We start from the raw sequence: 20,116 nt of genomic DNA on the forward strand, positions 1-20,116 counted from the left end.
GCCGGAATCACCGTGCGGTCCGTGACGAATGGGTGCGAGGAGGCATGACGCCGGACGGCGAGCGGTAACCGGTGACCGGATCGTGAACCGACGCTGACCACCGGCCGGAGCGACCTGTTGACAGACCCGTTCGGGATGATGTCCGCATGGACTTCGACCTCACCCCGCCGTACGGCGTCGGCCCGCTGCGGATCGGTATGGATCGGCAGGCGGCCGGCGCGGCGCTGGACTCACTGCGCGACCCCTCCACGGTCTCGGAATCCGACCGGCCGGGTCAGCACGTCTTCCGTCCCGGTGGACTGATGATCGGCATCCACTGCACACGGGACATGCTCGAAGCCATTGAGCTCGGAAGGCCGTCGTTCCCGGGGGACCGAGTCGCCTTCCGGGACCTGGACGTGTTCGCGACTCCGGCCCGTGAGCTGGTGCGACGCATGGGCGAGTACACCGCGATCGAGGCGGACCCGGACGATCCGGCGTCCTTCGTCGCCTTCGACCTGTTGCTGAGTCTCTGGCGCCCGTTCGCGGCCGACGACGAGCCGGAGGAGGAGCAGGGCTACTACTTCAGCTCGGTCCTGCTGGCACGGCCCGGCTACTACGACACGCCTGCCCAGGCCGCGGAGCGACTCCGACAGGGTTGACGGCTGCCCGGTGGGGATGCCGGCGGGACTCGTTCCCGGGGGAGGACCGCGGCCGGCCCCGAATTCCAGGATCCGCCCCGGCTCCTCCTGTCCGGCGGGACCGGAGGGCCCGGACTGGCCGACGTGGACGGTCCTGCCGTCCGGGTCGGTGGCCCGGGATCGCCGGAGGAGGCCGCCCTCGCGACACCCGCCCCACCGAGCAACAGGGCCACCGCCGTCGCCGCCGAGACGGCCCAACGGGATCCGCGCCGTAACGCGATTGCCGCAGTCCTCATCATCTCCTCCCCCTGTCGGTCGGTGCGCCGCACCGGGCACCGGCTGGACCGAAGCCCAGAGGATTCCACTATCGTGAGTTTGGTCAACTATTAAGTGGTGCAACGGAGTTGGAATTCCCAACAGTCGTCGGTGGGGCGATCCGGCAGGATGTCCGCCGACGCCCAGCGCCGGGTTCGACCACGGCTCGGGCCGGTCGGCGACGACACGGTGAATTCCGGCACGAAGCGAGTGGTGAAGAAGTTCGCGGACCCGCTGTGCAGTTGGGTCACCTGGCTCGCCACCAGGGGCGCAGTTGCACGGGCTTGCTAGGGTCCTGGCGTGTCTCTGACTGACCTGCGCGACGGTTTCCGTGACGATGAGCAGCTCCGGCGTGCCCGGAGGGTCGTTCATGATCGCCTGGCGGATGACCGTGACCCCCAGGAGTGTCGTTACCTCATGCGTTTCTGGTGGCAGCTGGGAATGACGTACCAAGAGGTGTCGATGGAGCAACTCGGCCAGTACGTCGGCCGACCGAAGCTCGACGTCATCGAGGAACTGATCAGCGCCGTCAGGGCGGGCCACGCCGAGATCGATGCGTGGGCCGACATGGTGGAGTGGGCCTTCCCGGTCACACGGGATCGCGGCTACGAGGCTGCCATTGGCAGCGCTGGCTGATTCGAGGGGGATTCGTCGGGCGACGCCAGAAGGTCGTGCCCGAGTCGAAGCCGAGCTCCTGCGGCAGGTGTTCCCAGGAGATCCCGGTGTGCGGCACGAAGGGGATGCCCCGGAACACCAACGGGTTCGGATGCCGCCTGCGAGCGGGATATCGAGTGCGACGCTGGATCTCAGGCAGCAGCGGGGCGATCACTGCCCACGGTCCCTCGTCCACCTCCCACGGCTTCGGCCGCGCCACTTCGCACCTCCAGATCACCGGCTCCGGAGTGATCCAAGCGTGCCGAAGATCGTTTCTTGGGAGTTCTCAGCGGCAGAGCGTTCGCCAGGATCCGGGCCTCGCCCCTCGTGTCGTTCCGCCTCGCCGGACAGTGTCCGGCGAGGCGGAGTCGACCAACGGCGTCCGCGTGGTGCGGGCCGTCGCGCAGTTGCACAACCTCACCCGAACCGGATGAACACGCAGGCCGGAGCAGACGCCGAGCTGCCCGCACCGGACTTCTGCGGAAAGCTTCAGACCAGCTTGGACAGGGCCAGTGCCAGGCCGCTCGCGGCCGCCGCCTCGGCCGGGGCGTTGGCGTCGTCGTTCGGGCCGCGGTCCTTGACCACCTCGATGTCGTAGACGCGGTTGTCGTCGGCGACGAAGATCACCGAGGGTCGGAAGCCGTCCTTGCGCTGGATCAGGTATGCCTCGCGGCCGGCGCCCGGGAGCGGGGTGGCCGTGTAGTCCGGGTTGGCCTTCAGCGAGGCGAGGGTGGACGGGGACGACTCCCGGATGTGGACGTAGGACTGGCGGGAGCCCCAGGTGCAGCCCCAGACCGGCTTGCCGTCCACCGGGTCGGGGTGGGTGCCGGTGAACGGGCCCGCGGTGCCCACGGCGGCGATGACCTGCGGGGAGGTGAGGAGGCTGCAGGCGTCCGCGGGGCGCTTGCCGGCACCGGCCGGGGTGGTCGCGGGCGCGGCGGTGGGCGGGGTCGTCGGTGTCGCGGTGGCGGTGGCGGTGGCGGTGGACGTGGACGTGGGCGGTGCGGCGGGGGTCGTGGGCGCGGTGGTCGCGGCGGTGCTCGGCGGCGCGGAGGCGGCGGTCGATCCACCGCCCGAGGACGAGCAGCCGGCCACCGCGACGGCCGCGAGGGCCAGCGCGGGCAGCCAGGCGTACCGGCGGCCGGACGTGAGCGGTGTCCTGCGGTCCATGGAATCCCCTCCGATGGTCGTCCACCGGTGCGGCGGACTGCGTGGTGGCAGGATCCTACGGCCCGGATCGAGCCGGTATTTCCCGTTCCTGCTACGAGAGTTGGACAGCCCGGTCACGGGCGCGGCCATGGTCGCGGAGCGGGCGCGTCCGGAGGCCGGGACGGCGGTCCGGGGCACGGGGGTGGTACGCGCACGTGCGGCCGGGCTCCCGGCGGCGCCCTCGGCCGGGCGACTGACCAGGCCGGATGCGGAACCCCTCCATACCAGTGCGGTCGGGTCGCTGTCGAGGACCGGAGGGCGTCTTCCCCGGACGGGTGACGTTCTGGTGAAAGTGGTCATGCCAGGAACGGTGGCCCGGCATTCTGAGCCCGTGATCAGGCGGATCCCGGGACGGGGCGGGGAGCGCGACCAGTGGGAACACCTGAGGGACGGAGGCCCTGACATGAGCACCAACCTGCCGGAGACCGTGGTCGAGGCCCCGGCCGCGCTGCCCGCGCCGCCCCGGGTCGTGGACGACCTCGCCCGTGACCTCACCCATGCGGCAGCCGCCGTCCGGGCCGCCTCCCGGGCCGGACGGACCGGAGGGGACCTCGCGGTGGCCGCGTACACCGCGGTGGTGTGCACCGGGCGGTCGGCGGCCCGCGCGCTGGAGGAGGCTGCCGCCTGGTGCCGACAGGCACCGGAGGCCGAGGTGCACTCGCTGGCCTGGGCGCGCGTCCCCGGCCATCGCGACGACGTCTTCGAGTACCGGGTCACCCTGGCCGTCAGCTTTCCCGACCGGGAGACCGGCGAGCACGCCGGGGACACCCACCACGCCCGGCGCTGACGCTCGGAGCTGCTGGTGCCGGGCGGACGGACGGGCCGATCGGCGGGGTTCGGCCGGATCGAACGCCTCGCTAGACTCGCCCCATGAATGTTGGGGGAACGAACGATCCGGTGCCCAGGGCCCAGGAATTGTCGCCCGAGGTGGGAGGCGCGGCGCCGGTGGAGCACGAGTTGTCGACCGGTCCGGCCGTCCTGGTCACCGTACTCGCCGCGGCTTGCGGCGGGTTGGTGATGCTGCTCGTGCTGCACGGGCTGGGCTGGACGGCTCCCGGCCTCGGCTGGCTGGTCGCCAAGGGGGCCGTGAAGATCGGCGTGGGCGGCACGGTCGGACTCGTCGCCGCCGTGGGCTGGCTCAGGGCCCGCCGCGCGGACCGGCGCCCGGACGCTACCTGAGGCGCCAGGGCGGCCAGGGCGGTTCGACCGCGCGGGTCGCCCTGGCCGCTCAGGTCGCCCGGGTCGTTCGGGCCCGCCGGAGGACCCTGGCGCGGGACCTCAGTCCTGCGCTGCCGTCGCGCACTCCGGGTGGCCCCAACTGCTGCCCACCTTGGTGATCCTGTCACCCTTGGCATAGGGCCGCGAGCACGGGCAGGTGCCGGGGAAGCGCGCGGACAGCGTCGGAGCGCCGCCGCCCGAGGGCCGGCGCTTCGCCGCTGCCGGGGCGGCCGTTCCCGCGCTCCGGGTGCTGCTCCGGGCCGCGCCGCCGCGGGAGGCTCCACCGCGGGCGGGGCTGCTCGCGGCCGGGTCCGGTACGGGGAGGTCGGCGGCCGTCCCGCCCGCCGCCTCCTGGGTCCGGGCGGCGTCACTGGCGGCCTTGTCGGCCACGGCGTTCAGGGGGTCGCCGTCCACCTGGTGGGCGGGCACGTAGACGAAGGTGACGTCCCGGCCGTCCAGCAGCTCGTCGATCCGCTGGATCAGCTCCTGGTTGGCGACCGGTTTGCCCGCGGCGGTCTTCCAGCCGTTGCGCTTCCAGCCCTTCAGCCATTTGGTGACCGAATCACGGGTGTAGGTGCTGTCCAGTCGGACCTCCAGTGGCACGGCGGGGTCCGTGGCAGCCAGCAACCGCTCCAGCGCGGTCAGTTCGCCCACGTTGTTGGTGCTGTGCCCAAGAGGTCCGGCCTGCCAGCGCTGCGGCGCCCCGGTGCTGTCCGCCACCACATAGGCCCAGGCCGCCGGGCCCGGGTTTCCCTTGGCCGCCCCGTCACAGGCGGCAATGATTCGGTCGTTCATACGGCGATCATGCCAGGGCCGGCGGTGTCCCCCGGACCACGGCCGGGGGCGGGGGTGGTGGTGGGCCGCTCCGTTCCGCGGTCTTCCGGGTCGGGGCGTTCGGGGCCGGTGCGTTCGGGATCGGTGCGTTCGGGGTCGGGGCGTTCGGGGTCGGGGCGCCGTTTCCCGTCCTGGTGCCGGTTTCGGCGCGAGTGAGTGCCCGACAGTGGGTGCAGGTCCTCGTCAGTGACCTTCACCGGAGGGAAAGTCATGAGCATCCGTACCGTCGCCGCGGCCGTCGCCGCCACCGCCGCACTCGCCGTCCCGGTCCTCGCCGCCGTCCCGGCCTCGGCCGCGCCCGCGCGGGTGGCCACCTGCTCGACGTACAGCAACTACGTGAGTTACGGCGCCTCCTGCGACGGCACCCGCGGCTACTACGCGTGGGCCGTCTGTGCCAACAACCAGGTGGTGTACGGACCCACCCGCTCGGGCGGGGTGTGGTCCTACGCCTACTGCAGCAACGTCGGTTCGACCTTCCGCAGCGGCGGTTACACGCTGGTCTGACCGCTCGGGCCCTCGGCCGACGCGCCGGTCGGTGCGTTGGTCGACAAGCCGGCGGCCGGAGTGTCGGCCAGGGCGGCGTCCAGGCGGTCGGCGAGGGTGCTCCACGGGCGGCAGTCGACCACCGGGAGCGCGTGTCGACGGGCCTGCTGGGCGAGCCAGTGCGAGTACCGGGCGCCGACCTCGGCGCGCCCCGTCTGGGGGCCGCTCGCCGGTTCGCGCTCCGCGTAGTTGGCGGTGATCCGGTCCGCGTCGCCCTCGTGCAGGAACACCGCCCGGACGTCCCGGCCCGTCGCCCGCCCGAGGGCGACCGCCCGGGCACAGGCGGCCGGAGTGAGGTAGTCGCCCTCGATCACGGCCGGAACGGGGACGGTCAGCCGGTTGCGGACCACGCCGAGCACGGCCGGCTCCAGGGCCTCGGCGGTGGCGATCTGGAGCTCCAGTACGCGCCCGGGCGGCCACGCTTCCTCCGGCTGCTCGGGCGCGCCGGGTCCGTCGAAATGGTGCAGCGCCGGGTGCTGTGCGGCAGTGGTGAGCTCCTGGAGGGCGGCGACCACGTCGTCGAACTCCACCACAAAGGCACCGGTTGCCCCGGCGATCCGGGCGGCCGCCACGCTCTTCCCGACGCCGGAGGCGCCACCGAGCAGTACGAGCTCCCAGGTCCGATTCGCCATCCGGTGACACTATCGTGCGGGATCGGGCCGGATCATCCGGATTTCTCTGCCTGTCCGGGTGTTCGCCGGTCCGCGTGTTCGTCCGTCGTCGGTTCGCCGCTCCGTCGCTCCGCGGGTCCGTCACGGGCGAACGGAGCGCCCGGTCGCGACGGAGCCGCTGTCCGGGCCACCGCGGCGGGCGGTGAGCACGGGTTGGTAGAACCCACTGGACTCCGGATGGTGCCAGGTGATGTCGGCGAAGCCTGCCTCGGCCACGAACGCTGTCAGTTGTGAGCGGGTCAGCGCCCAGTAGGTGGTCCGGCGGACCCGGGTGTCCCAGGTGTCCCGGGCGTCCGGGGCGTCCGGGGTGTTCTCCTCCGGGACGAGCTGGAAGTGCTCCAGGTCGTAGCGTTCGCCGTCCTCGTGCCAGTGCCAGAGCTGGAAGGTGATCACCTTCCCCGCGCTCGTTTCGGAGACCTGCGGAGGTGTCGCGGTGGGCCTGGTGCGCCGTGCCTCGTCGTAGTCCCGGACGGTGAGCAGCAGCAGGCCGTCCTCCCGGAGGACCCGCCTCATACCGAGGAGCGCGGCCCGGAGGTCCTCACCGGAGAGCAGGTGCGGCAGCGAGTTGTCCGCGCAGACGATCGCGTCGAAGACCTCGTCCGCGAACGGCAGTCGGCGCATGTCCGCCGCCGCGGCCGGAAGCCGGCCACCCCGGGCCACCGCCTCGGCCGCGGCCCGGGCGGCGGCGGCCGGGCTGAGGTCGCTGCCGACCACCCGGTGTCCGGCGGAGGCCAGCCCGATCGCCTGGGTCCCGATCCCGCACGAGCAGTCCAGGATCCGCTGCGGCCCCGCCCCGAGGCCCCGGCCGAGCAACTCGCCCAGCACTCCGGCCTGATGCGCCATGCTCGCGTCCCAGTCCCGGAAGATCAGGTGGTAGTCACGGGCCAACTCGTCGTAGAAGTTCCGCACGGAGAACTCGGACACGCACCCACCCCCTTGGTCGCGGTTCGCCATGAGGCTATCGGGTCGGGCGGGGCCGTCGACGGACGGGGAGGAGAGGGGACGAGCGGACGGGAGGGCCGTCGGCGCGTGGCGACGCGTCCCGGCGTCCCGGTGATCACCCGGCCGGGTTCTCCTGGGCGAGGTGCCCGGCCCGGGGCGGGTCGGGGTGGTCGAGGCGGCGCTGCCAGGCCGTCAGCAGGGCTTCCAAGGTGGACGCCTCCTCGGGGGTGAGGACGCCCAGCAGGCGGTGCTCGTTGCGCATGTGCGCCGTGAACGCCTCGTCGAAGAGCCGTCGTCCGGCTTCGGTGAGGGCCACCACCCGGGCCCGGCCGTCGGCCTCGCTGCGACGGCGGGTGACCAGGCCCGCCCGTTCCAGCCGGTCGATCCGTTTGGTCATGGCACCGGTGGTGACCATGGTGTGGGCGGCGAGTTCTCCGGGTGCGCGCTCGAACGGCGCGCCCGCCCGGCGGAGTGCGGCGAGGACGTCGAACTCGCCCTCGCCGAGGCCGTAGCGGCCGTAGACCAGGCACAGCTCCTCGGTCAGCCGGCCGGACAGTCGGTGCAACCGCCCGATCACCGCTTGCGGGGACACGTCGAGGTCGGGCCGCTCCCGGTGCCACGCGGCCTGGATGGCCGCGACGTGGTCGGTGACGTGGTCGGTGACGGCGTCGGTGGGTCCGTGGTCGCGCTCGTCGTCGGGGCCGGAGGTGGAGGCGGTGGGTGCCATGGCTCCATCCTAGCGCAGTAGCTTCCATGGAAGGTATATTGTCTTCCATGGAAGCCAGTTTTCGATGGGTGCTGCTGACCGCCGTCGCGCCGGTCGCGTGGGGAGCTAACTACTTCGTCACCCGCGAGTTCCTCCCGGCGGACCGCCCGCTCTGGGGAGCCGCTCTGCGGGCCCTGCCCGCGGGGCTGCTCCTGCTCGCGCTGCGCCCGCGTCGGCCGCGGGGAGCCTGGTGGTGGCGGACGGCCGTCCTCGGGCTGCTCAACACGGCGGGATTCTTCGTCCTGCTCTACATCGCCTCGCAGTCCCTGGCCACCAGTGTCGCCTCGACCGTGATGGCGGCCTCGCCGCTCGCGATGCTGCTCCTGGCCTGGATCCTGACCGCCGCCCGCCCCGCCCGGGCGCACCTGCTCGGCGCGCTGGTCGGTCTGGCCGGTGTCGGGCTGATGCTGCTGACCAGGAGTGAGCCGGTCAGCCTGCCGGGCCTGGCCGCCTCGGCGGCGGCGATGCTGGTCTCCTCGCTCGGCTACGTCCTGGCCGCCCGGTGGCGCGAGGGCGCGGACGTCCTCGCCACCACCGCGTGGCAGCTCCTGGCGGGCGGGCTGGTCCTGCTGCCCCTGGCCGTCGCCTTCGAGGGCGCGCCCTCGGTGCCCGCCGGACGTGAGCTGGCGGCCTTCGGCTACGTCTCGCTGGTCGCGACCGCGTTGGCCTTCGCGGCCTGGTTCACCGGCCTGAGACGGCTGCCGGCGGGCACGGTCGGGCTGCTGGGGCTGCTCAATCCGCTGACCGGAGTGCTGCTCGGCACCGCGGTGGCGGGCGAGCGGCTCGGCCCGCCCCAGTTCGCCGGGTTGCTGCTGGTGCTGGCGGGGGTGGCGCTCGGCCGCCCGCGTTCGGCGCGCCCGCGTTCGGCGCGCTCGCGCCCGGTGCGGTCCGTCGGGCGCGTCGCGCCGGCCGGTGCGGGTGGTGCGGCAGGAGAGCGGGTGGGTGGTGCGGGTGGCAGTGGTGGCAGTGGTGGCAGTAGTGGCGGAGGTGTCCGGAGGGATTCGCGGTGACGTCGGTGCTTGTGCGAACTTCCTTGCGTTCACCAGAAGTTGGCCACTGGGAGCGGATCGGACCGGTAGGAATGGGAGCGCCCGACCCGGCCGGGGCGGGTGGAGGGGGCGGGGCGCCAGGGGCTGGACGGACCTGCCCGGGCGCCGCGGGGGAGCCCTCTCCCGCTTCTTTGTCTTCTGCGAGCAAGGGACCCGATGCGTTCGTTCACCAAGACCCTGCCCGTCCTGCTGGTCGGCGTGGCGCTCACCGCGGCCGCGCTGGCGTCCCCCAGCGGGGCCGACGCGGCGACCGCCGAGAGACCCCACGGTCTGGAGGTCGCTGTTCCGGCCTATGTCCTGCCCGGCGAGCCGATGCTGGCCGCCGCGGCGAGCGCCCGCCCGGCGCCGTCGGTCGTCGTCCTCAACCCGTCCAACGGCTACGCCCCCTTCGACGCGGCCTGGCAGGCGCAGGCCGACGCGCTGCGCGCCGGGACCACCGCGCACGGCACCCGCACCCGGGTGCTGGGCTACGTCGACACCGGCCACGGCTCGCTCACGGCATCCGCCGTCCGCGCGGTGGTCGACAACTACCTCAGGACCGCGGACCACCGGCTGCACGTCGACGGCATCTTCTTCGACCAGACCGGCCGCGACTGCGGCCCGGACAACGCCGCCCGCGACTACTACGCGGACCTGCGCCACTACGTCCAGGAGACCGTCTACGCCGTCGCCCCGCAGGCCCAGGACCTGGTGGTGAACAACCCGGGCACCGCCGTCGCCGACTGCTACCTCGAACCCGGCCACCGCACGGCCGACGTCTTCGTGACCTTCGAGGGGGACTACGACGACTACACCGGGGCCTGGCTGGGCGGCAACGTCTTCAATCCCACGGCGGGCTACTACTCCGGCGCGGCCCTCGACGTCAGCGGCACGGCCTTCTGGCACCTGGTGTACGACACTCCGGACCAGGCCGCGATGCGCACCACTCTCGACGCCGCCTTCACCCGGGGCGCCGGCTACGTCTACGCGACGGACGACGCGCTGCTGGTGCCGTGGGACGCCGCCCCGGGCTGGGGCTTCGCCGCCGAAACGGCCTACGCGGCCGCGAAGGGCTGACGGGCGCGGCGAAAGGCTGACGGGCGCCGCTCGGCCCGCTCGGGCCGCCCACGATTCTCCGGCCGCTCCCGCGGGGCGTTCATGTGCCTGCGGGAGCGGCCGGGGTCGGTGGTGCGGGGGTCGGTGCGGCGGGGGTCGGTGCGGCGGGCGGGCGACCCGGGCTCAGTACTCCCGGTCCTGGCGGGCGGCGGTGACGGACCAGGAGATCATGATCACGACCGCGAGGGCCAGCAGGACGGCGCCGACGCCGACCGCCGTCCAGCCACCGCTGGTCAGACTGTCCAACTGCTCCTGGTAGGTGGTGTCGTGAGGTTCCGGCATGCCGTCGCCGAAGGAACCTTTGACCTGGACGTGGCAGACGTCGCCGGGTGACATGGGCCGGCCGTAGCAGGTGGGCTCGGCGGCGTTCAGCTTGTCGACGCCCATGAGGACCAGGCCGACACCGGCGATCAGCAGGACGAGTGGGATCAACACCTGGAGAGCCTCCCCGGATTCCTCCGACTCCGCACGGCCGCGCCGGGCGGCCGGTGCGTACGCACACGCCCTCCGACGCGCGGGAGGTGCGAGGTGGTTCCGCGTTCGGGGCCGCTGTACCGGCGGGTGCGTGGGCTCAGTGCAGGGGGACGGCGTAGACGGGCTCCGGGCCGAAGGTCGTGAAACCGGCTCGGCGCAGGATCGGGCCGGACGTGGTGCTGTTGGCCTTGACCAGGGCCATCGCCGAGCCGTGCGCCGCCGCGTAGTCGAGCCGGGCGGCGAGCACCGCCCGGTACACGCCCCGGCCCCGCCAGGGCGGTGCGACCACCCCGCCGGTGAGGCGGGCGACCCCCTCCACGATCGAGACGCCGCCGCAACCGGCCGGTTCGCCGTCGACGTACGCGACGACCACGCCGCCCTCGCCGGCCGGAAGGGCCTTCGCGACCCTCGCCGCGTTCGCTTCGATCCGCTCCTCGGGTGGGAGCGTGCCGCGGAACCCGGTGACCTCGACCGCCGCCGCGTCCCGCGCCGTCGCGAGGTCCGTCGCCCAGCGGAGCGACACGTCCACCGTCGGCGGCCGCAGTGCGGGCGTGCCCCCGCTCAGGTCCGCGGCCAGCAGCTCCAGGCCGAGTTTCACCCGTCCGCCCCGGGCCGCGAGTTCGGCGGCCAGACCGGCCGGGGAGCCGACCAGCACCTGCCAGTCCAGGATCGGCGGCCCGAAGGCGCGGGCGCGGTCCAGTACCGCGTCGACGGCGGCGGGGAGGGGTCCGGCCGGGGTGAAGGAGACCACCGAGAGGTCGAACGCGACGTGCTCGGGCAGTCGCAGGATCGTGTACTCGTCGGTCTCGACCACCTCGGCGTCGTCCGGTTTCCATACCCAGGCCGCGCCGGCGGCGGCCACATCGGTGGCTGAAAGACTCATGCGGCGCAGCCTAGGAGGCCCGGTCGGTGCGTACGCGGTGCTGTTGCAGGATCAAGACCCGCCTGTCACAAGGTCGGTGCGTGGAAGGCGAGGCCGCGAGGAACCGGGAAAACCGCGTGACCCGGAGGGGGTCCGCTCCCTACACTCGGCATCCAGAGACGCACCGCCGTGGTTCCGGTGGCGGTGCCGCCGTGATGAGCTGAGGGAGGACCGGTCGTGCGACACCGCATCGCTGCCGTCATCCCCTCGTCCCGGTTCGAGGTGATCCTGGTGTCCTCGTCCCTCCGGTGCCCGCTGCGCGGCCGGCACCGGACCAGCGCGACGCACCGCTGACCTCGGGTCGTCCTTTCGGCCGTTCGCCGCCTTCCGGCACTTCTGCCTTCTCTTCCGTCCCTGTTCCTCTGTCCTTCTTGCCCTTCTGTCTGCTTCGAGTGCCCGGGGTCCTGTGGGTCCGGGTGCTCGGCGGCGGCTGTGCCCGTGGCTGTCCCGTGGCTGTGCCCGTGTGTGACCGGGCCGACCGGGTTGGCGCGCCGGGTGAGCCGGGCGGGGTCGGGACCGGGGTGGGCCGGGGCCGGAAGGGGTGGACCGGAGGCCGACAGGGCTCCCGTGCGCGTCGTCGCCGTAATCGCGCTGCCCCAGCACCTCGCTCCACCTCGAAAGGCACCGGGCCATGCGCACCGACGTCCGCCGTACGCACAACGCCGTCACCGACACTGCCGCCGCCGTCCTGGCCGGCATCACCACCGTCCGCAACCTGGGGATCCTGGCCCACGTGGACGCGGGCAAGACCACCGTCACCGAGCGGATCCTCTTCCTGGCCGGCGAGACCCACAAGCGCGGCGAGGTCCACGACGGAACCACCGTCACCGACTGCCACCCGCAGGAGCGCGAACGCGGCATCACCATCTTCGCCGCCGCCGTCAGCTGCCTCTGGGACGGTCATCGGATCAACCTCATCGACACCCCCGGGCACGTCGACTTCGCGGACGAGGTCGAACGCTCGCTGCGGGTGCTGGACGGAGCGGTCGCGGTGTTCGACGCCGTCGCGGGAGTGGAGCCGCAGAGCGAGAGCGTCTGGCGCCAGGCCGACCGGCACGGCGTGCCCCGGATCGCCTTCGTCAACAAGATGGACCGGGCCGGCGCGGACCTGGACGCGGCCGTCGCCTCGATCAGGGAACGGCTGCACCCGGTCCCGCTCGCCGTCCAGCTGCCCGTCGGGCGGGAGGGCGACTTCATCGGCGTCGTCGACCTGCTGACGATGCGTGCCCTGACCTGGGACGACGGTCCCGGACGGGACGTCCTGCGGGAGGGTCCGGTACCGGAGGAGCTGAGGTCCGAGGCCGAGCACCGGCGCCGCCGGCTGGACGAGGCCGTGGCCGGACTCCATCCGGCCGCGCTCGAGGAGTACTACGAACACACGGCGCTCTCCACCGCGACCCTGACCGCGGCGCTGCGGGACCTCACCCACAGCGGCGAGGCCGTGGTCGTGCTGTGCGGATCGGCCTACCGCAACCGCGGTGTCGAACCGCTGCTGGCCGCTGTCACGGCCTACCTGCCCTCGCCGCTGGACGTCCCCGCGGTGCGCGGATCCGCCGTGGGTGCCGCGGGCTCGGTGGGAGTGGCCGGCTCGGTGGGCGCCGAGGATGCCGAGAGCGCCGAGCTGGAGCGGGCCGCCGATCCGGCCGGGCCGCTCACCGCGCTGGTGTTCAAGGTGAACGTCACCGCCTCCGGCCGTCTGACCTATCTCCGTCTCTACACCGGAACACTGCGAAAGGGGGACACCGTGCTCGACGCCACGACCGGCCGTACCGAACGGATCGCCCGGATCCTGCGGGTGCAGGCGGACAGTCACACGGAGACGGACTCGGCGGTCGCCGGGGACATCGTCGCGGTGATCGGTGTCAAGGCCGCCCGCACGGGAGCCACGCTCTGCGCGCCCGGCGCGCCGCTGGTCCTCGAACCGCCCGTCACCGCCGAGCCGGTGGTGACGGTGGCCGTCGAGGCGCGGCGCTCGGTCGACACCGACCGGTTGGCGGTCGCGCTGGCCCGGCTCGCGGAGGAGGACCCGTCCCTGGTCGTCCGCACCGATCCGGAGACCGGGCAGCGGGTGCTCTCGGGTCTGGGCGAGCTGCACCTGGAGGTGGCGGTGGAGAAGATCCGCCGCGACCACAACGGCCTGGAGGTGACCGTCGGCCGCCCGGAGGTCGCCCACCGGGAGACGGTCGAACGCGGCGTCACCGGCCATGTCCACCGTCACGTCAAGCAGGACGGCGGCGCCGGCCAGTTCGCCCAGGTCGTGATCGACGTGACGCCGCTGGACGGACCGGTCGGCGCGCAGGAGGGAGGGGGCTTCGTGTTCGCGTCCACCGTGACCGGTGGCCGGGTGCCGAAGGAGTACGTCCAGGCGGTCGAGGCGGGCTGCCGGGACGCACTCACCGAGGGCCCGCTGGGCGGCCACCCGGTCACGGGCCTGCGGGTCACCCTGACCGACGGGGCCACCCACACCAAGGACTCCTCGGACCTCGCCTTCCGCACCGCCGGGCGGACGGCGCTGCGGGACGCGCTGCGCCTCTGCCGGATGGTGCTGCTGGAACCGGTCGTCGAGGTGGCGGTGACCGTGCCTCAGGAGGCGGTGGGCGGGGTCCTCGGTGACCTCGCCGCCCGTCGGGGCCGGGTCCAGGGCTCGGACCCGCGCGGTACTGCGGCGACGGTGACGGCGGTCGTGCCGCTGGCCGAGCTGTTCGGCTACGCGACCGCCCTGCGCAGCCGCACCCAGGGCCGGGGCACGTTCACCGCCCGGCCGGCCGGGTACGCCCCGGCTCCGGCCGCCGCCCGGTAGGCGGGCCGACCGCAGGACCCGCCCCGGCGCGGGTCCTGCGGTACCGCCGGTGGGTCCGGCGGGTTCAGTTGGTCTGGGTCCGGTAGCCCGGTGGGCCCGGTGGGTTCTGTGGGTCCGGTGGGTCCGGTGGGGCGTGCTCGGCCGGGCGGGACGGTCCGTTCGGCGGCGCTCCGCCCGAGGGGCTGGAGAACCGCCCCTGACCTGCGCGTCCTTCCTCGGCGGTGGTCGGTCGAGCGGTTAGCGTGGCCGGGCGGCCGTGGCCGGTCGCGCGGCGTCGTGGGACGCCGTCGGCACCACGAGGGACGGCAGGCATGCAGTTCGACGATCAGGGCGACCTCGACACCTCGCAGGTCGACGACCGGCGCCGCATCCCCGGGGGGAAGGTCGCCGTCGGGGGTGGTGCGGCCGGTCTGATCGCCGTCCTGATCGCCGTGCTCTTCGGTGTCGACCCGAGTGTCCTCGGGCTCTCCGACAGCGGGGGAGACACGGGTGCCGGGTCCGGCCGGGGCACCACGGCGGGCGAGGTGCAACAGGTCTGCCGGACCGGTGCCGACGCCAACAACCGCCAGGACTGCCGGATCGTCGCCGTCACCAACAGCCTCCAGGACTACTGGGGCGGCCAACTGCCCCGGTCCGGTGTGGCCTACCGTCCCGCCGAGACGGTCCTCTTCACCGGGCGGGTGTCCACCGGCTGCGGTGCTGCGAGCTCGGCGGTCGGCCCGTTCTACTGCCCGGCCGACCGGCGGGCCTACTTCGATCTCGGCTTCTTCGACGAGCTGGCCACCCGCTTCGGTGCCTCCGGCGGCCCGTTCGCCGAGGCATATGTCGTCGCGCACGAGTACGGGCACCACATCCAGAACCTGACCGGCACCATGCAGAAGGTCGGCCGCGACCGGCAGGGCGCCAACAGTGCCTCGGTGAAGCTCGAACTCCAGGCGGACTGCTACGCCGGTGTGTGGGCGCACCATGCGACCACCACCCCGCAGGCGTCCACCGGACGGCCGCTGATCCGCACCCTGACCGATCAGGACATCGCCCAGGGCCTGGACGCGGCCGCTGCCGTCGGTGACGACCGGATCCAGAAGCAGTCCACCGGCCGGATCGACCCGGAGACCTGGACCCATGGCTCCTCGGACCAGCGCAAGGCGTGGTTCACCGCCGGCTACCGCTTCGGCGACCCGGCCCGCTGCGACACCTTCGCGGCGGCAAGCTGACCCGCGCCCCGTGCACCGCGCTCCGTGCACCGCGCCCCTGGCTCCGCACCACCCTGTCATTCGTCAGGGACCGCTGCGGGTGGTGGCTTCCTACGCTGCTGAACACCGGCCGGATCCGGACCGGACCTGCATCTGAGGGAGCACCACCATGCGCAAGATCATGCACACCTTCGCCGCGCTCGCCCTCGCGGCGGCCGCCGTCACCACGATGGGGAGCTCCGGCGCCCAGGCGGCCGACGGCTCCTGGGACGGGTGCCCGTACGGGGCGGTCTGCATCTACCCCCAGGACTCCGACACCAGCCGCCCCCCGACCGATGTCTTCTACAGCTACGGCGCCCACAACCTCCGCAACCAGAACGGCTGGCACTGGGTGCTCAACAACCAGTCCGGCGGAGCCCACGCCCACCTGTGCACCGGCTACAACGGCGGCGGCTGCGGTTACGACATCGCCGCCCAGGCCGGTGTCTACGCCGACCTCACCCCGATCAACTCCATCACCCTGGACCGCCCCTGATTCGCTTGCCCGAGCCCCTCGTCCCTTGATCTGCTGAGCCGCTGAACCGGCGGGCCGCCGCCCGCGTCCGCCGTGCGCGCCGTCGCCGGGTCCTCCGGGGGGAGACCCGGCGACGGACCGTTCCGTGGTCCGGCCCGACCACGGTCCGGGCCGCTTCAGGACGTCCCGGGGGAGGGACAGGTGAGGTCGCCGGCGGGGGCGGTGCCGGCCAGGAGGTAGGACTCGACGGCTTCGCGGACGCAGGTGTTGGGGCCGGGGTACTGGCCGTGGTCGCCGTTGCCGGTGACGGTCACCAGGCGGGAGCCACGCAGGGCCCGGTGGGCGGAGAGCGCGGCTTCGTAGTACGTCGCGGGGTCGTGCACCGAGTTGAGCATCAGGGTGGGGGGCAGGCCCGCGCCGGTGACCCGGACCCGGGGTGCGGTGGGGGTCGGCCAGGAGGCGCAGACGGCGGCGAAGGCGAGGCTGCGGGCCCCGACCAGCGGCCAGCGGGCGGTGTTCTCGGCGCCCCGGTCGGCCCAGAGGGAGAGGTCCCGGGTCCAGGGGGTGTCGCCGCAGGTGACGGCGAAGAACTCGGCCAGGAACTCCGGGCTGAGGTAGTCGCCGAAGACCCGCCGGGCCGTGGTGCGGGCAGCCGGGTCGGCGGCCGGCCAGTCGTCGAGCGCGGTCAGCGCGGTGGCCAGCAGGGTGAAGCCGTTGTTCTCGCGGTAGATGCCCTGGATGGTGCCGTTGTCCAGCTGGTTCGGGCCGAGGGTGAGTTGGCCGTCGACGATCGGGTGCTCGTGCAGGGCGGCGCGGCGGGCTTCCCAGCGGGCCTTCACCTCGGCGGGGGTGGTGCCGTAGTGGTAGGTGGCGTCGCGGGCGGCGAGCCACGGCAGGAAGTCCTCGTCGAAGCGCCGCTGGAAGCTCATCGGCTGGCCCAGCTGGAACCGCTCCCAGGTGCCGTCGAAACCGATGTTGCTGTCCAGCACCATCCGTTCGATCCGGTGCGGGAAGAGTGTCGCGTAGTAGGCGCCGATCATCGTGGCGTAGGACGGTCCGTAGTAGCTGATCCGGCGCTCGCCGAGGAGGGCGCGCAGCAGGTCGATGTCCCGCGCCGTCTGCTCGGTGGTGAGGAAGGGCAGCAGGCCGCCGCTGCGCTGCTCGCAGCCGGCGGCGAGGGCGGTCGAGTTGGCGATCACGCGGGCGCGGTCGGCCGGCGTGTCGTCGCGGAAGTCCCCGGAGAAGAAGGAGCGGAACTCCTCGGGGGTCTGGCAGACGGCCCGGGTGCTGTGGCCGACGCCGCGCTGGTCGAAACCGATGATGTCGTAGGAGGCGCCGAGGGCGGGCGCGTTGCGCACGTGGTCCGCCGGGCGGAGCAGCCCCTGGCCGCCGGGGCCGCCCGCGGCCGTGATCAGGGTGCCGATCCGCCGGGCCGGATCGGTCGCGCGGTGCCGGGAGACCGCGACGGTGATGTCCGGGCCGCGGCCCGGGTGGTGCCAGTCCCTCGGCGCGGTCATGGTGGCGCACTCCAGGGTGGCCTCCTCCGCGCAGGTCTGCCAGGTGAGTTGCTGGTGGGCGTAGCGGGTGGGGACGGCGGGGCCGACCGCTCCGGCGGGCGCCGCGACGGCACCGGTGGTGCCGGTCGCGGAGGCGACGGTGAGGAGGGCGAGCAGTGCGGCGGTGCGCCGGCCGAGCGTGCCTCGGCGGGTGCGGCGGGTGCGGTCGGTGGAGATCTCGCTGCAGGGGGCTTCGGTGGTGGAGGTGTTGGCGGTACGGGTCAGGTCTCCTGTGGTCATGGCACGATCCTGACGGTTGGATCGATCGTGGTCGATCAGGCGGGCACCCGTCTTTCCGGTGGTGCCTGCACCACCTCGACAGGGTGTCCCGGTACAGCCCCGCACTCCATGGAAGTACCTCCCCATCACGTAATTGACGTGTCGTCACTCCTCTCCGCCCGAAACACCCCATCGTGTCGGCGATGGGGTGTTTCGGGCGGAGAGGGTGGGGGGAGGCATGCCGGTGGGCGGCACTCAGTAGCCGGCGGTGAAGCGGGTGCGGCGGTGGGCGGGCCGCTCGGCCTCGTCGAGGAGGGCGACGGCGAGGTCCTCCATGGAGATGGTCGAGGCGCCGTCGGCGTCGACGAGAAGTTCGTCGCGGCCGAGCCGGAAGTGTCCGGTGCGCTCGCCCGGCGCGAGGAGGGCGGAGGGGCTGAGGTAGGTCCAGTCGACCTCGGTCTCGGCGAGGTAGAGGGAGAGCTGCTCGCCGCAGGCGTTGGCGATGGGCAGCAGAGCGGCGGGGAAGTCCGGGGAGTCGGCGAGGGTGACGCCGGAGCCGTCGGGCAGGGTGAGGCTTCCGGCGCCGCCGACGACCAGCAGTCGGACGCCGGTGCCGGCCAGTCCGGAGAGCAGACCCTTGGTGGCGACGGCCAGTTCGTCCTCCCGCCCGGGGGCCGGGCGAGTGGCCGTGATCAGGAGGTCCTGGCCGGCGGCGAGGCGGCGGACGTCCTCGGGGTCGCGGGCGTCACCGGTGGCGACCCGGACGGTGGCGGGGAACGCGTGCGGGCGGTGCGGGTCGCGCAGTACGGCGGTGACGTGGTGGCCGCGGGAGAGGGCCTCGGCCACGACCCGGCTGCCGACGTTGCCGGTGGCGCCGAAAACGGTGATGTTCACGGTGGTTCTCCTTGGTGCGACGAGGAAGGGAGGGGGAAGGGATGTGAGCGAGTGCCCGGTCAGGCGGACTGGTGCGTACGGCTGCTGACGGGCCGACCGCTCTCGTCGGAGGGTACGTCGGCGGGGCGTCCGGGCGTCCGCGTCGACGGGGTGCGCGGGTGCTGGGTCTGGGCGGCGACGAGGGAGCCGAGCACGATCAGCGCGCCGAGGGCCTGGACCGGCGAGAGGTCCTGGCCGAGGGCGAGCCAGCCGAGGGCGGTGGCGACCACGGGGCTGAGCAGACCGAGGAAGGTGACGGAGGTCGGCGGCAGGGCGCGGATGCCGCGGAACCAGAGCGCGTAGGCGACGGCCGCGCCGATGAGGCTCAGGTAGCCGTAGCCGAGCAGGTTGGCGCCGGTGAGGTGGGAAGGGGGCGGCCCCTCGACCAGGAGGGCGACCGGGAGCAGCAGCAGGCCGCCGGCGGTGAGCTGCCATCCGGTGGTGGCGAGCAGTGACGCCGGTGACGTCCAGCGCTTGGAGAGGACGACGCCGGTCGCCATGACCACCGCGCCGCCCAGTGCGGCCACGAGGCCGAGGGTGTCCAACTGGGCGCCGGCACGCAGGACCAGCAGGCTGACGCCGGCCACCCCGGCGATGCCGGAGAAGAGGATGCGGGGAGAGAGTCGGTCGCCCAGCAGGGCGGACGAGAGGCCGGCGGCGATCAGCGGCTGCACGGCGCCGACCGTGGCGGCGACCCCGCCGGGCAGTCGGTACGCGGCGACGAAGAGGAGGGCGAAGAAGGCACCGATGTTCAGGGCGCCGAGGACGAGCGAGCGCCACCACCAACTGCCGGTCGGCAGGCGGCGGGTGAGGGCGATCAGCAGCAGTCCGGCGGGCAGGGCGCGGAGCACACCGGCGAGCAGCGGGCGCCCCGGCGGGAGGAGTTCGGTGGTGACGAGGTAGGTGGAGCCCCAGATGGCGGGGGCGAGGGCGGTCAGTAGCACGATGGCGAGTCGATTCCTTAGCACTAAGCCAATATATCTCAGTGCTAAGGCATCTCGGCAAGGCTTGTTCGAAGGGTGGGTGCTGTGAGGTATCTCACCGCTAAGGCATCGTTTAGGCTGAGGGCATGGCAGAGCGCGTGGATCATGTGGACCGGATCGTGCAGCAGTGGGGCGCCGAGCGCCCCGACCTGGATGTCTCGCCGATGGAGGTGATCGGCCGCCTCAAGCGGCTGTCCCGACTGGTCGACGCCGAGCTGAAGGAGACCTTCGCCCGGCACGACCTCGACTTCGCCTCCTTCGACGTGCTCGCCACCCTGCGCCGCAGCGGCCCGCCGTACCGGCTGACGCCGACTCTGCTGATGCAGTCCGCGATGGTCACCTCCGGGGCGATCAGCCAGCGCCTCGACCGGCTGGAGGCGCGGGGCCTGGTCACCCGCACCCCCAGCGGTTCCGACGGCCGGAGCCGCGAGGTCGAGCTCACCGAGGAGGGCTACGCCCTGATCGACCGTGCCCTGCCGGACCACCTGGCGACCGAGCGCCGCATCCTGGGCGACCTCGACGGGGCGAGGACCGCCGACTTCGTCGCGGCGCTGCGCACCCTCCTCGGCACCCTCGGGGACGATCCGGAGTGACCGGCGCCCCACC

Annotated in this window: 22 protein-coding genes; 11 read left to right on the forward strand and 11 right to left on the reverse strand. The window is 73.2% G+C overall.

Features of this window, described 5'->3' with window-relative positions; all coding sequences use genetic code 11:
- Positions 1 to 146 precede the first annotated feature (146 nt).
- Together ACIQ9P_RS06255 and ACIQ9P_RS06260 are read left to right on the forward strand one after the other, a co-directional pair.
- Positions 147 to 641 (forward strand): hypothetical protein, encoded by a 495-nt coding sequence (locus tag ACIQ9P_RS06255; RefSeq protein ID WP_402350527.1) that lies wholly within the window; start codon positions 147 to 149, stop codon positions 639 to 641.
- Positions 642 to 1,235: 594 nt separating this feature from the next.
- On the forward strand, positions 1,236 to 1,571 hold the full coding sequence (locus ACIQ9P_RS06260; protein WP_402350530.1) for a hypothetical protein: 336 nt from the start codon (positions 1,236 to 1,238) through the stop codon (positions 1,569 to 1,571).
- Here the strand turns inward: ACIQ9P_RS06260 and ACIQ9P_RS06265 are convergent.
- Both ACIQ9P_RS06265 and ACIQ9P_RS06270 read right to left on the reverse strand, forming a co-directional pair.
- Positions 1,525 to 1,827 carry a transposase gene (locus ACIQ9P_RS06265; protein WP_402350532.1) on the reverse strand — a complete coding sequence of 101 codons (303 nt, stop codon included), beginning with the start codon at positions 1,825 to 1,827 and terminating at the stop codon, positions 1,525 to 1,527. The genes ACIQ9P_RS06260 and ACIQ9P_RS06265 overlap by 47 nt on opposite strands.
- A gap of 251 nt (positions 1,828 to 2,078) precedes the next feature.
- Entirely contained in the window at positions 2,079 to 2,759 is a 681-nt protein-coding gene (locus ACIQ9P_RS06270; protein WP_402350534.1) for a hypothetical protein, read from the reverse strand.
- A gap of 442 nt (positions 2,760 to 3,201) precedes the next feature.
- Between ACIQ9P_RS06270 and ACIQ9P_RS06275 the strand changes: the two genes are divergently transcribed.
- Both ACIQ9P_RS06275 and ACIQ9P_RS06280 read left to right on the forward strand, forming a co-directional pair.
- Positions 3,202 to 3,585: a hypothetical protein gene (locus ACIQ9P_RS06275; RefSeq protein WP_402350536.1), complete on the forward strand. Its 384-nt coding sequence runs from the start codon at positions 3,202 to 3,204 to the stop codon at positions 3,583 to 3,585.
- Between the two features lie 83 nt (positions 3,586 to 3,668).
- Entirely contained in the window at positions 3,669 to 3,977 is a 309-nt protein-coding gene (locus ACIQ9P_RS06280) for a hypothetical protein (RefSeq protein ID WP_402350538.1), read from the forward strand.
- A gap of 99 nt (positions 3,978 to 4,076) precedes the next feature.
- Here the strand turns inward: ACIQ9P_RS06280 and ACIQ9P_RS06285 are convergent, their stop codons facing one another.
- Positions 4,077 to 4,811, reverse strand: a complete 735-nt coding sequence (locus tag ACIQ9P_RS06285) for a ribonuclease H (protein ID WP_402350540.1) — start codon at positions 4,809 to 4,811, stop codon at positions 4,077 to 4,079.
- A 249-nt stretch (positions 4,812 to 5,060) separates the two neighbouring features.
- On the opposite strand from ACIQ9P_RS06285, the gene ACIQ9P_RS06290 reads away from it, so the two are divergent.
- Positions 5,061 to 5,354: a hypothetical protein gene (locus tag ACIQ9P_RS06290; protein WP_402350542.1), complete on the forward strand. Its 294-nt coding sequence runs from the start codon at positions 5,061 to 5,063 to the stop codon at positions 5,352 to 5,354.
- Here the strand turns inward: ACIQ9P_RS06290 and ACIQ9P_RS06295 are convergent.
- From ACIQ9P_RS06295 to ACIQ9P_RS06305, 3 genes are all read right to left on the reverse strand, one after another.
- A complete protein-coding gene (locus tag ACIQ9P_RS06295; RefSeq protein ID WP_402350545.1) occupies positions 5,339 to 6,025 on the reverse strand; it encodes an AAA family ATPase in 687 nt (228 codons plus the stop codon). The two genes, ACIQ9P_RS06290 and ACIQ9P_RS06295, sit on opposite strands and share 16 nt — an antisense overlap.
- A 120-nt stretch (positions 6,026 to 6,145) precedes the next feature.
- Positions 6,146 to 6,988, reverse strand: a complete 843-nt coding sequence (locus tag ACIQ9P_RS06300) for a class I SAM-dependent methyltransferase (RefSeq protein WP_402350548.1) — start codon at positions 6,986 to 6,988, stop codon at positions 6,146 to 6,148.
- 133 nt (positions 6,989 to 7,121) lie between these two features.
- Complete coding sequence (locus ACIQ9P_RS06305; protein WP_402350551.1) at positions 7,122 to 7,733, reverse strand: MarR family winged helix-turn-helix transcriptional regulator; 612 nt, start codon at positions 7,731 to 7,733, stop codon at positions 7,122 to 7,124.
- 47 nt (positions 7,734 to 7,780) lie between these two features.
- Here ACIQ9P_RS06305 and ACIQ9P_RS06310 point away from each other — a divergent pair, with 47 nt between their 5' ends.
- Together ACIQ9P_RS06310 and ACIQ9P_RS06315 are read left to right on the forward strand one after the other, a co-directional pair.
- A complete protein-coding gene (locus ACIQ9P_RS06310; RefSeq protein WP_402350554.1) occupies positions 7,781 to 8,782 on the forward strand; it encodes an EamA family transporter in 1,002 nt (333 codons plus the stop codon).
- 195 nt (positions 8,783 to 8,977) lie between these two features.
- Complete coding sequence (locus tag ACIQ9P_RS06315) at positions 8,978 to 9,877, forward strand: spherulation-specific family 4 protein (protein WP_402350557.1); 900 nt, start codon at positions 8,978 to 8,980, stop codon at positions 9,875 to 9,877.
- 162 nt (positions 9,878 to 10,039) lie between these two features.
- On the opposite strand, the gene ACIQ9P_RS06320 is transcribed toward ACIQ9P_RS06315, so the two are convergent.
- The gene (locus tag ACIQ9P_RS06320; protein ID WP_402350560.1) at positions 10,040 to 10,351 is read right to left on the reverse strand and encodes a hypothetical protein; all 312 of its coding nucleotides are present in this window, start codon (positions 10,349 to 10,351) and stop codon (positions 10,040 to 10,042) included.
- A gap of 136 nt (positions 10,352 to 10,487) precedes the next feature.
- Positions 10,488 to 11,273 (reverse strand): GNAT family N-acetyltransferase, encoded by a 786-nt coding sequence (locus tag ACIQ9P_RS06325; protein ID WP_402350563.1) that lies wholly within the window; start codon positions 11,271 to 11,273, stop codon positions 10,488 to 10,490.
- A gap of 670 nt (positions 11,274 to 11,943) precedes the next feature.
- On the opposite strand from ACIQ9P_RS06325, the gene fusA reads away from it, so the two are divergent.
- From fusA to ACIQ9P_RS06340, 3 genes are all read left to right on the forward strand, one after another.
- The gene (gene fusA / locus ACIQ9P_RS06330) at positions 11,944 to 14,112 is read left to right on the forward strand and encodes an elongation factor G (protein ID WP_402350566.1); all 2,169 of its coding nucleotides are present in this window, start codon (positions 11,944 to 11,946) and stop codon (positions 14,110 to 14,112) included.
- A 311-nt stretch (positions 14,113 to 14,423) separates the two neighbouring features.
- Positions 14,424 to 15,326, forward strand: coding sequence for a neutral zinc metallopeptidase (locus tag ACIQ9P_RS06335; RefSeq protein WP_402350569.1), 903 nt, complete (start codon positions 14,424 to 14,426; stop codon positions 15,324 to 15,326).
- Positions 15,327 to 15,474: 148 nt separating this feature from the next.
- The gene (locus ACIQ9P_RS06340; protein WP_402350572.1) at positions 15,475 to 15,840 is read left to right on the forward strand and encodes a hypothetical protein; all 366 of its coding nucleotides are present in this window, start codon (positions 15,475 to 15,477) and stop codon (positions 15,838 to 15,840) included.
- A gap of 155 nt (positions 15,841 to 15,995) precedes the next feature.
- On the opposite strand, the gene ACIQ9P_RS06345 is transcribed toward ACIQ9P_RS06340, so the two are convergent.
- From ACIQ9P_RS06345 to ACIQ9P_RS06355, 3 genes are all read right to left on the reverse strand, one after another.
- Positions 15,996 to 17,615, reverse strand: coding sequence for an alpha/beta hydrolase (locus ACIQ9P_RS06345; protein WP_402350575.1), 1,620 nt, complete (start codon positions 17,613 to 17,615; stop codon positions 15,996 to 15,998).
- 234 nt (positions 17,616 to 17,849) lie between these two features.
- Positions 17,850 to 18,488: an NAD(P)-dependent oxidoreductase gene (locus ACIQ9P_RS06350; protein ID WP_402350578.1), complete on the reverse strand. Its 639-nt coding sequence runs from the start codon at positions 18,486 to 18,488 to the stop codon at positions 17,850 to 17,852.
- 59 nt (positions 18,489 to 18,547) lie between these two features.
- The gene (locus tag ACIQ9P_RS06355) at positions 18,548 to 19,471 is read right to left on the reverse strand and encodes an EamA family transporter (protein ID WP_402350581.1); all 924 of its coding nucleotides are present in this window, start codon (positions 19,469 to 19,471) and stop codon (positions 18,548 to 18,550) included.
- Positions 19,472 to 19,596: 125 nt separating this feature from the next.
- Here ACIQ9P_RS06355 and ACIQ9P_RS06360 point away from each other — a divergent pair, with 125 nt between their 5' ends.
- Positions 19,597 to 20,103, forward strand: coding sequence for a MarR family winged helix-turn-helix transcriptional regulator (locus ACIQ9P_RS06360; protein ID WP_402350583.1), 507 nt, complete (start codon positions 19,597 to 19,599; stop codon positions 20,101 to 20,103).
- Positions 20,104 to 20,116 lie beyond the last annotated feature (13 nt).

The organism is Kitasatospora sp. NPDC094019 (genome assembly GCF_044764505.1).
GTDB lineage: Bacteria > Actinomycetota > Actinomycetes > Streptomycetales > Streptomycetaceae > Kitasatospora.